This is a genomic window from Herbaspirillum sp. UBA812 (assembly GCF_002296545.1).
Lineage (GTDB): Bacteria > Pseudomonadota > Gammaproteobacteria > Burkholderiales > Burkholderiaceae_D > Herbaspirillum > Herbaspirillum huttiense.
In genome coordinates this window covers 1-10,779 of record NZ_DBIC01000334.1, presented here as the reverse complement: position 1 = coordinate 10,779, position 10,779 = coordinate 1, and the positions used below count along the sequence as shown (strand labels likewise).

Sequence of the window (10,779 nt, the reverse complement as noted above, 5' to 3'; positions counted from 1 at the left end):
TTCATGACAGTTTGGTTTCGGCCCCCTGCACCCGGTCCGGAACCGGTGCAGGAAGCTGGCTGCGGGAGCCGGGCCGGGACCGCCAGAAACCCGCTGCACCCGGCCAGCGAGCGCTTCAGCCGATGGTGATGTTGATATCCGGCAAGCCGTCCACATGGCCTTGCAACTGGTCACCCTTGACCACCGCGCCCACGCCTTCGGGGGTTCCGGTATAGATCAGGTCGCCGGGGAACAGCTCCACCAGGCCGGACAGATAGGAAATGGTTTCGGCCACGTTCCAGATCAGGTCCGACAGGTCGCCCTGCTGGCGCACTTCGCCATTGACCTTGAGCCAGACGGCCCCCTTGTCGGGATGTCCGGACTGGGCCACGGGCACGATGGGCGCGCAGGGGGCGGACTGGTCGAAGCCCTTGGCCATGTCCCAGGGACGGCCCAGCTTCTTGGCCTGCGCCTGCAGGTCACGGCGGGTCATGTCAAGCCCGACGGCGTAGCCGTAGACCAGCTCCAGCGCCTTTTCCACCGGGATATCGCGGCCACCGCCGGAAAGTGCCACCACCAGTTCGATTTCGTGATGATAGTCAGCGGTCGCGGCCGGGTACGGCACCACGGAATCGGTGGGTACCACCGCGTCGGCCGGCTTCATGAAGAAGAACGGCGGCTCGCGGTCGGGATCATGGCCCATTTCGCGAGCGTGGGCGGCATAGTTGCGGCCCACGCAATAGATGCGGCGAACCGGGAACGGCGCACCGCCGACCACCGGGACGGTGGCCTGGGCGGGGGCGGGAATGGCGAAACTCATCGGGAAGACTCCGTGGTGGCGACGTGCATGCAACTGCATGCGGTGGATGAGGAACCGGTCAATGCCGGCTTGGCTTGCGCATCAGTTGTCTGATGTCCGGCTAGTGTAAAAGAAAAGCAGCGACTCCGCTTGCGGCCCCCAGCGGGAGATATAGGTGAGATTTCAGGCTGTAATCCGCTGAATAAAACTGCGCGGATTTGGGACACTTGCAGATCTGCTGGCTGGTATTGCGCCGGCCCCTTTCTCTGTCCAGAACAAGATCATGCACCAGCAAGCAAACGCCTCCCTCATCCTGCTGCAAAAAGCCCTGGCCCTGCATCAAAAGGGCGATCTGGCCCCCGCCGAAGAGCTCTACAAGAAGGTCCTGGTCAAGCTTCCCGATCATTTCGAGGCCAATTACCTCTACGGCATGCTCAAGCTCCATCAGGAGGACTGGGAGGCGGCCGAAGCCCAGCTGGCGCATGCCATCGAACTCAATCCCGATCACCGCGACACCTATTTCGACCATGCCGGTGCGCTGGTCCACCTGGGCCGCGATGCCGAAGCCGTACAGCGCTACGACGAGATCCTGGCGCAGACGCCGGACTTTGCCGACGCGCTGCTGGCACGTGGCGCTGCCCTGCGTCGCCTCAAACGCAACCGCGAAGCCCTGGCCGACATCGAGCGCGCAGCCGCATTGACGCCGGACAACCCCGATGCCTGGTTCCAGCTGGGCAACCTCCAGCACGAGTTCTACGGCTATCGCGATGCACGCGCCAGCTATGAGCGCGCCGTCGCCCTGCGCCCCGATTTCATCGAAGCCTGGTTCAACCTGGGCAATACCTGCAAGGACAGCTACCAGTTCGACGAGGCCCTGCGCGCCTACGACCACGCGCTGGAGGTGCAGCCGGACTTCTTCGAGGCCCAGTCCAACCGCGGCTTCGTGCTGTTCAAGATGCAGCGCCCGATGGAAGCGCTGGAAGCCTACGACCGCGCCATGGCGCTGGACGACAGCTCGCCGGACCTGTGGTTCAACCGCGGCTCGACGCTGGAACAGCTGTATCGCTTCAGCGAAGCCACCGAGTGCTACCGCCGCGCCCGCGAGCTCAAGCCCGATGCCAGCTCCGCCGCCTGGAACGATGCCCTGCTGAAACTGCGCCAGGGCGACTTCGCCAATGGCTGGCCCGCCTACGAGTCGCGCTGGGCGACCGAACAGATGCGCACGCAGGTCCGCCAATTCCTGCAGCCGCTCTGGCTGGGGCAGCAATCCCTGCAGGACAAGACCATCCTGATCCACGCCGAACAAGGCTTTGGCGACACCCTGCAATTCGTGCGCTACCTGCCCCAGGTGGCCGCTCTCGGCGCACGCGTGATCCTGGAAGTGCCACCGGCGCTGGTCCGCCTGCTGGCAAAAGTGCCGGGCGCGGCCCAGGTCATCAGCAGCGACCAGTTCATGCGTCCCGGTTTCGACTACCACTGCCCGCTGATGAGCCTGCCGCTGGCCTGCAAGTCCTTCAGCGAAGCCGACATCCCGCGCGCTCCCTATCTGCTGCCCGACGCCGACGCCTGGGCGGCCTGGCTGCAGCGCCTGCCGCGCAACCGCTCCCTGCGGGTCGGCCTGGTCTGGGCCGGCAGCTCGGCCCAGACGCATCCGGACGCAGTACGCATCGACGGCGAGCGCTCCCTGCCCTTCGAGGCGCTGGCTCCCGTGGTCGAACTGGCGCAGGAGCACGCACAACTGGAATTCTATTCCGTCCAGGTTGGCGAGACCGCGGTGGCCCAGCTGCGCAACCATCCGCTGGCCAGCCATGTGCGTGATTGTTCTGCGGAATTGCAGGACTTTGCCGACACCTCCGGGCTGATCGCCAATCTCGACCTGCTCATCAGCGTCGATACCTCGGCCTGCCATCTGGCCGGTGCTCTGGGCAAGCCGGTGTGGCTGCTCAATCGTGCCAACACCTGCTGGCGCTGGCAGCTGGAACGCAGCGATACGCCCTGGTATCCGGGCATGCACCTGTTCCGCCAGAAGCAGACCGGCGACTGGAGCGAGGTCGTCGCCGAGGTGCGCAGCGCCCTGCTACAACAGTTGGCCTGATGCTGTTACCATGCGCGCCGATGCGGATGAGCAGCTCATCCGCCGGAACCTGGCGCGCCGCTTCGCCTCATACCCTGTAACGCATCCGCACCAGGATCCGCCCGAACTCGATTGCAATTCGACAGGCGGCACGGCCACGCGCCCTGCCGCCTGTTGGTATGAAGAAAACAAGGACAAGACGATGCACGCCCCCACTCCCTCTTCGAGCAAGCCGCCCCACGCCGGCGGTCCGCGCCTGCTGGCCGACATCGGCGGCACCAATGCCCGTTTCGCGCTGGAAACTTCACCTGGCCATATAGAGCAAGTGCAGGTCCTGCGCGGTGCTGACTATCCGCAATTCACCGATGCCGTGCAGGCCTACCTCAAGCTGGCTGGCCAACCCGCCGTGAAACACGCGGTGGTGGCCATCGCCAATCCGGTGCAAGGCGACCAGATCAAGATGACCAATCACGACTGGGCCTTCTCCATTGAAGCGGCGCGCCAGTTGCTGGGCTTTGACCTGCTGCTGGTGGTCAATGACTTCACGGCGCTGTCGATGGCCGTGCCGCAATTGCGCGCCGATGAATTGCAGCAGATCGGTGGCGGCACACCCAAGGCGGGCCAGCCGGTCGGCCTGGTCGGTGCCGGCACCGGATTGGGCGTGGGCGGGCTGGTGCGCGGCGATGGCCACTGGCTGCCGCTGGCCAGCGAAGGTGGCCACGTCGCCTTCGCTCCGGCCAATGCGCGTGAAGCGGCCGTGCTGGCCTACGCCTGGCAATTCCATGAACACGTCTCGGCTGAACGCATGGTCTCGGGGCCCGGCCTCGAATTCATCCATCGCGCCCTGCTGGCCATCGAGCGCCATCCCGCCGCCGACCTGAAGGCCGCCGAGATCGTGGACGGCGCACTCAAACAAGGCGATGCAGTGTGCCTGGAAACGCTGGACCTGTTCTGCAGCATGCTCGGTACCGTCGCGGCCGACCTGGCGCTGACGCTGGGCGCGCTTGGCGGCATCTATATTGGTGGCGGCGTGGTACCGCACCTGGGCGAGTACTTCGCCCGCTCGCCCTTCCGCGCACGCTTCGAGAACAAGGGCCGCATGTCGGTGCTGACCAAGGCCATTCCGACCTATGTAATCACGGCGGAATATCCGGCCTTCACGGGTGTGTCGGCGATCCTGGCTGACCGGCTGGATCCGCACGAGTAATTACAGGCAAGGCTGCGATGTTTTGCAGGAGGCTGATGCGGCAAGTTCGCGTCAGCCTTTTTTCATGGCATCGCGCGATGACGACACTACAGGGACGACAACGGAAGAGGTAAAGCGAGAGGGAGGACTTGCCGGAACAACAGAAGAAGAAACAGAAGAGAGATAAGAGGCGAGCCTTGTCTGCGGCACTTGCGGGAAATGGCTGTGGCTGCTTCGTTCCCGACCTGACCAGGTTGACCATGCCACAATGCGCAGGGGCCCGCCGGGGTGCATTGTATCCCAGATCACACACTGGCCGCCAGAGAAATCATTGCAGTGCATCAGAAAGTGAAAAGCCGCGCAAATTGATTAAACAATTTACGCGGCTTTTTGCCTGAAGCTTCACTTCTGCGATGGCCGCATCCAACGGCGTGTGCGCCCTACCCGCTCAGATACCCAGGTCCTGCCAGATGGCATCGACACGTTTCTTCACATCGTCACTCATCACGATGGGCGTGCCCCATTCCCGGCTGGTTTCACCGGGCCACTTGTTGGTGGCATCGATTCCCATCTTGCTGCCCAGGCCGCTGATAGGCGAGGCGAAGTCCAGGTAATCGATGGGGGTGTTGTCCACCATGACGGTATCGCGCACCGGATCCACCCGGGTGGTGATGGCCCAGATCACTTCCTTCCAGTCGCGGATATCGACATCCTCATCGACCACCACGATGAACTTGGTGTACATGAACTGGCGCAGGAAACTCCACACCCCGAACATCACCCGCTTGGCGTGGCCGGCGTAAGATTTCTTCATCTGCACCACGGCCATGCGATAGCTGCATCCCTCCGGCGGCAAGTAGAAATCGGTGATTTCGGCGAACTGCTTCTGCAGCAGCGGGACGAAAACTTCATTCAACGCCACACCCAGCACGGCCGGCTCATCGGGCGGTTTGCCGGTATAGGTGGAGTGATAGATGGCATCGCGCCGCATGGTGATGCGGTCAATGGTGAAGACCGGGAACCAGTCCTGCTCATTGTAGTAACCGGTGTGATCGCCATACGGACCTTCAAGCGCATGCTCGAATCCCGACGCGTGTTTTTCATCCGGATAGATATGCCCTTCCAGCACGATCTCGGCCGAGGCCGGCACGCGCAAATCGCTGCCCATGGCCTTGACCAGCTCGGTACGGCTGCCGCGCAGCAGGCCGGCGAACTGGTATTCGGAGAGGCTGTCCGGCACCGGCGTGACTGCACCTAATATAGTGGCGGGATCGGCACCCAAGGCCACGGCGATCGGATAGGGCTTGCCGGGGTTGGCAATGCAGTGCTCACGGAAGTCCAGTGCGCCGCCGCGATGGGCCAGCCAGCGCATGATGACCTTGTTCGGTCCCAGCACCTGCTGGCGATAGATGCCCAGGTTCTGGCGCTTCTTGTTCGGGCCCTTGGTGATGACCAGGCCCCAGGTGATGAGCGGCGCGATGTCGCCCGGCCAGCAGTGCTGGATCGGCAGGCGCGACAGATCCACCTCCTTGCCTTCCCACACCACATCCTGGCAAGGAGCGGAGCCGCGCTCCTTGGGGGCCATGTCCCACAGCGACTTCACCAGCCCGCCCAGATCCAGCACATCCTTGATGCCCTTGGGCGGCTCAGGCTCCTTCAGGCGCGCCAGCAGATGGCCGATACGGCGCAGTTCGCTGATGCTGTCGGCCCCCATTCCCAGGGCGACACGATGCGGTGTACCGAAAAGATTCGCTAACACCGGGATATTTTTCTTGTCGACCTGCTCAAAAAGGAGCGCCGGACCTTCCGCACGGAGGGTGCGGTCGGCGATTTCGGTCATCTCCAGATGCGACGACACCGGGTGCGAGACACGCTTGAGCTCACCTTTTTGTTGCAATTGGGAAATAAAATCGCGTAAATCAGTGTATTTCATACTTTTTAACAAATTTCTTTTTGCATCACAGCCGGCTCAAGTAACCCCGGCAAACGCTTGATTCTATTGATTTTTGAAGGAAGGCCACGCGCAATATGATACACAAAAGTTATAAAGAACTATTTTCATAGTATTGACTCGATATAAAGTGGCTTCTACAATGCGCCCACTCTAAACCGAAGAGGTGAGCCGTGGGCTCGTAGAGGCTTGATCGAAAACAGTCGAGCCAAGCAAGGTATCCAGGGATCCGGGGTCCCAGCAACTCAAGAAGTGTGTCCAGGGCGTCAGCCCTACCCCCCGAAACATGCCATCCGACGGCAGGGCCAGCAGGCCTCGCGGATGGCCTTGCCGTAACGCCTTGCGACGGTAACGTAATAGATTGCAGCGACGACAGTTCAGCCGTTTGGTCTTCACTTCTTGGCCAGGCGCGCCCTGTTTTTGCCGCAATAACGCAGGAGGTTCAATGTCCAACCAAGCTTCCGAGGCGCCTTTAGCGGGCACCTCGCAGATGGTTCGCCGCGTGGATTTCCGGAATCTCTCCGGCAACCCGCGCATTGCTCAATTTTTTGGCATCGCCCATCGTCTGCTGACGATACTGGGTATCGCCGCGCTGTTCGTTCTGGGCCTGATGTTCTTCAACCCCGACCTGGCCGACAAGCTGATCAGCATGTCGCCCTTCTCGGATGCCACTGAAGAGGTCGCAGAAGCCGAAGCACCCGCCGCTCCGGCGCTGGCTGACCTGATGGCACCCACCGCACCGGTGGCTACCGTGAGCGCCCTGGCGGGCGCAGCGGCTGCCAGTTCGGTGCAGCAGCAGGCTACGGCACCCGCCCAGGCCCTGTCGCCTGAGGAACGCCAGTTGATCGGCAATCCGCGCCAGCAGAAGCTGGTGACCAACTGGCTGGCCAAGCGCTATCGCGTAGCCAGCGATGCGGCTGACATGCTGGTGTCGGCGGCTTACCTGACGGCGCGCGACATCAAGCTCGATCCGCTGCTGATCCTGTCGGTGATCGCCATCGAATCGCGCTTCAATCCCTTCGCCGAAAGCCCGATGGGTGCGCAGGGCCTGATGCAGGTGATGTCCAAGGTGCACCACGACAAATTCCAGGAACTGGGCGGCATCAAGGCGGCCCTCAATCCGGTGGCCAACATCCGTGTCGGTTCGCAGATCCTGAAGGAATATGTCACCCGTGGCGGTTCGGTGGAAGCCGGCCTGAAGAGCTACGTGGGTGCTGCCGACATGGCCAATGATGGTGGTTACGGGATCAAGGTGCTGTCCGAGTACCAGAACCTGAAGCAAGTGGCGATGGGCAAGAACGTCTCCATCTACACCACGGCCACCGTCAAGCTGCCGCCGGCCTCGGGTGTGTCGGCCAGCGCCGATCAGCCGAAGCCAACGGCCAACAACGTGGCCTCGGCGGCCAAGCCCAAGACGGAAGAACAACTCGCTGCCCTGTAAGTAATATGGTTTATGCAGATCGGCGTGTTGCGATGTGAATATTACCGGTATTCAGAACGCATGAAAAAAGGAGCCCTCGGGCTCCTTTTTTTTGCGTCTTCTCGTTTCGTGCTTCAGGCCGCCTTGCGACGTCCGTCGAAGAACACACGCAGACGCGCTACGGCTTCCTGCAGCTTTTCCATCGACGTCGCATAGGACAGGCGGATGTAGCGGCGCGCCGTGAAGGGCCCGAAATCCAGCCCCGGCACCAGCACCACGCCGGCCTCGTTGAGCATGTCCAGGCTGAGCTGGTCGGCATCGTCGCAGAGCGCGCTGCAGTCAGCGTAAACATAGAAGGCACCGTCGGGAACGACCGGTACCGTGAAGCCCAGGCTTTCCAGCGCCGGAACGATGTAGTCGCGGCGGCGCTTGAACTCGGCCTTGCGCTCTTCGTAGATGGCCAGGGTCTCGGGCGTGAAGCAGGCCACGGCGGCATGCTGGGCAATCGAGGACGCACAGATCAGCAGGTTCTGCGCCAGTTTCTCGACCTGCGGCACCAGGGCCGGCGGCAGCACCAGCCAACCCAGGCGCCAGCCGGTCATGTTGAAATACTTGGAGAAGCTGTTGATGACCACCACGTCCTCACCCAGCGACAGCGCCGAGAACGGCGCGCCTTCATAGGACAAGCCCTGATAGATCTCATCGACGATGGTGAAACCGCCGCGCTGGCGCACTTCGCCCAGGATCGCGCGCAACTCCTCAGGTTCGATGGACGTGCCGGTGGGATTGGAAGGCGAAGCCAGCAGCACGCCACGCGTCTTGTCACCCCAGTGCTCGCGCACCATCTGCGCCGACAGCTGGAAGCGATGTTCCGGCCCGCTGGCGATGAGCTTGGCGCGTCCCTCGAAGGCCGCCACGAAATGGCGGTTGCAGGGATAGCTGGGGTCGGGCATCAGTACTTCGCTGTCGCGCTCCACCAGCGCGGCACAGGCCAGCAACAGCGCGGCCGAGGCCCCGGCGGTGATGACGATGCGTTCCGGCGCGATCTCCAGGCCGTAGACGCTGCGATAGTGCTGCGAGATGGCGGTACGCAGGGCCGGCAGGCCGGTGGCCGAGGTGTACTGCATCTTGCCTTCGGCCATGGCGCGGGTAGCGGCCTCGACCACGGCGGGCGGCGCAGTGAAATCGGGCTCGCCGATGCCCATGTGGATCAGGTCACGTCCCTGCTGGGCCAGGATATCGGCCTTCTTGGACAATTCCATCACATGGAAGGGAGCGATGTGCTGCAAACGTGAAGCAAGCTGGTTCAGGTTCATGCGCTAATTCCAGACAACATGGGCAAAAAAGACAAGACGGCGACCGCCGCTGCGGTGCCGTCCCAAAAACGAGCAAAGCGCCGGCGCGGAGGCGGTCAGCGGCGACCGGCCGCTTCCACTTCGGTGGCGCGTGCCTGGGCCGCGAAACGGTCCAGCACGCCGTTGACGTACTTGTGGCCATCGATGCCGCCGAAGGACTTGGTCAGTTCAACGGCTTCGTTGATGACCACCTTGTAGGGGATCTCGATGTGGTTCTGCAGCTCGTAAGCACCGATCAGCAGCGCGGCGTGCTCCACCGGCGACAGCTCCTTGATGGGACGGTCGATCAGTGGCTCCAGCGCTGCACGCAGCTTTTCGGCGTCACGGATGGCACCGGTGAGCAGGGTATCGAAGTGTTCGGCGTCGGCCTTGTCGAAACCGTGGGCTTCGCGGATGTGGGCTTCGATGGCACCCGCGTCCTCGTGGTTGAGCAGCCACTGGTACAAGCCCTGCAACGCGAACTCGCGCGCGCGGTGACGCGGGGTGCGGTTCTTGTTCGAATTGGCGTGTGGAGTTTTGTTCGACATGATGAATGCGGCCTGAGCCTTGGATAACTGAAACAAATGAATGCGAGTGCCGGCGCGGGCCGGCGGGGGCGGCAGCGGGATGTGCATCCCGCCACTGCCCGTGAATTATTCTTCTTCGGTGGCCTGGCCGAGTTCTTCCAGCACGATGGACAGGTTGGCCATCTCCACCGCCACGCGGGCCGCGTCAGCGCCCTTCTCGGCCATGCGGACTTCGGCTTGCTCGTCGTTCTCGGTGGTCAGCACGGCATTGGCGATGGGCAGGCCGAAATCCAGGCCGATGCGCGTGATGCCGGCACCAGATTCATTGGAGACCAGCTCGAAGTGATAGGTCTCACCGCGAATGACGGCACCCAGGGCGATCAGGGCATCGAACTGTTCGGTCTCGGCCATCTTCTGCAGCGCCAGGGGGATTTCCAGGGCACCCGGCACGGTGACGTGCAGGATGTCCTCGTCGGCCACGCCGAGGTGCTTCAGCTCAGCCAGGCAGGCGGCCAGCAGGCCGTGGCAGACGTCTTCGTTGAAGCGCGCCTGGACGATACCGATGCGCAAGCTCTCGCCATTGAAGTCTGGTTCATAGGTTCCGATGGTCATGGCTGTTCCTTCTTGATAGGTTGACTTGCGTAATTCTTGATAGGCGGAGCCGGGCGCTCACGCACCTTCGCGTGCCTGGTAACCGGTCACTTCCAGCTGGAAGCCAGTCATCGACGGCATCTTGCGCGGGCTGGCCAGCAGCTTCATCTTGCAGACGCCGAGATCTCTCAGGATCTGCGCGCCGATACCGTAGGTGCGCAGGTCCATGCGGTCGGCGCGGCTGGGCTTGGCGGCCTCGGGCGTGCCGACCTTGTTGAGTGCGCCGAACTGGTCGAACATCTGCTGCGCCGATTCTTCGCAGTTGAGCAGCACGATCACGCCGGACTCGGCTTCCTGCACCGCCTTCATGGCGGCGGCCAGGTTCCACGAGTGGGTGGTCACGCCGGCTTCGAGCAGGTCCAGGATGGAGACCGGCTGGTGCACGCGCACCAGGGTTTCGCGGCCGGGCTGGATGTCGCCACGCACCAGCGCCAGGTGCGCACCGCCCGAGGGGGTGTCGCGGTAGGCGATGGCCTTGAAGCTGCCGTGGGCAGTCTGCATCTCGCGCTCTGCCACGCGCTCGATGATGCTTTCGTTGCGGCTGCGGTAATGGATCAGGTCGGCGATGGTACCGATCTTCAGATGGTGTTTTTCGGCGAACTCCAGCAGGTCCGGCAGGCGCGCCATGGTGCCGTCATCCTTCAGGATCTCGCAGATCACGGAAGCAGGCGTCAGGCCGGCCATGGCAGTGAGGTCGCAACCGGCTTCGGTGTGGCCGGCGCGCATCAGCACCCCGCCCTTTTGTGCGCGCAGCGGGAAGATGTGGCCCGGCTGCACCAGATCCGATGGCTTGGCGCCCTTGGAGGCGGCCACCTGGATCGTGCGCGCGCGGTCGGCGGCGGAGATGCCGGTGGTCAC

The 10,779-nt window shown here is 63.0% G+C and carries 9 protein-coding genes and 1 other RNA gene; 3 read left to right on the top strand and 7 right to left on the bottom strand.

Annotated elements, in window-relative coordinates; all coding sequences use genetic code 11:
- Positions 1-115: 115 nt before the first annotated feature.
- Positions 116-799, bottom strand: a complete 684-nt coding sequence (locus B3873_RS22645; protein WP_034336373.1) for a fumarylacetoacetate hydrolase family protein — start codon at positions 797-799, stop codon at positions 116-118.
- Between the two features lie 262 nt (positions 800-1,061).
- On the opposite strand from B3873_RS22645, the gene B3873_RS22640 reads away from it, so the two are divergent.
- Positions 1,062-2,873, top strand: a complete 1,812-nt coding sequence (locus tag B3873_RS22640; RefSeq protein ID WP_209534153.1) for a tetratricopeptide repeat protein — start codon at positions 1,062-1,064, stop codon at positions 2,871-2,873.
- Positions 2,874-3,054: 181 nt separating this feature from the next.
- Positions 3,055-4,059 (top strand): glucokinase, encoded by a 1,005-nt coding sequence (locus B3873_RS22635; RefSeq protein WP_286869200.1) that lies wholly within the window; start codon positions 3,055-3,057, stop codon positions 4,057-4,059.
- Positions 4,060-4,224: 165 nt separating this feature from the next.
- On the opposite strand, the gene ffs is transcribed toward B3873_RS22635, so the two are convergent.
- Positions 4,225-4,323: signal recognition particle sRNA small type (gene ffs, locus B3873_RS22630), an RNA gene on the bottom strand.
- Positions 4,324-4,486: 163 nt separating this feature from the next.
- Positions 4,487-5,971 carry a 4-hydroxy-3-polyprenylbenzoate decarboxylase gene (gene ubiD, locus B3873_RS22625; protein ID WP_039784368.1) on the bottom strand — a complete coding sequence of 495 codons (1,485 nt, stop codon included), beginning with the start codon at positions 5,969-5,971 and terminating at the stop codon, positions 4,487-4,489.
- 463 nt (positions 5,972-6,434) lie between these two features.
- Between ubiD and B3873_RS22620 the strand changes: the two genes are divergently transcribed.
- Positions 6,435-7,430 carry a lytic transglycosylase domain-containing protein gene (locus tag B3873_RS22620; protein ID WP_039784367.1) on the top strand — a complete coding sequence of 332 codons (996 nt, stop codon included), beginning with the start codon at positions 6,435-6,437 and terminating at the stop codon, positions 7,428-7,430.
- Positions 7,431-7,543: 113 nt separating this feature from the next.
- Here B3873_RS22620 and B3873_RS22615 read toward each other — a convergent pair whose 3' ends face one another.
- The 4 genes from B3873_RS22615 to B3873_RS22600 form a co-directional block, all read right to left on the bottom strand.
- Positions 7,544-8,725, bottom strand: coding sequence for a pyridoxal phosphate-dependent aminotransferase (locus B3873_RS22615; RefSeq protein ID WP_286869199.1), 1,182 nt, complete (start codon positions 8,723-8,725; stop codon positions 7,544-7,546).
- 95 nt (positions 8,726-8,820) lie between these two features.
- Entirely contained in the window at positions 8,821-9,291 is a 471-nt protein-coding gene (gene nusB, locus B3873_RS22610; RefSeq protein ID WP_034337125.1) for a transcription antitermination factor NusB, read from the bottom strand.
- A gap of 105 nt (positions 9,292-9,396) precedes the next feature.
- On the bottom strand, positions 9,397-9,882 hold the full coding sequence (gene ribH / locus B3873_RS22605; protein ID WP_006465461.1) for a 6,7-dimethyl-8-ribityllumazine synthase: 486 nt from the start codon (positions 9,880-9,882) through the stop codon (positions 9,397-9,399).
- Between the two features lie 57 nt (positions 9,883-9,939).
- Positions 9,940-10,779, bottom strand: an 840-nt coding sequence (locus B3873_RS22600) for a 3,4-dihydroxy-2-butanone-4-phosphate synthase (protein ID WP_286869198.1), incomplete at its 5' end; no start/stop codon positions are given.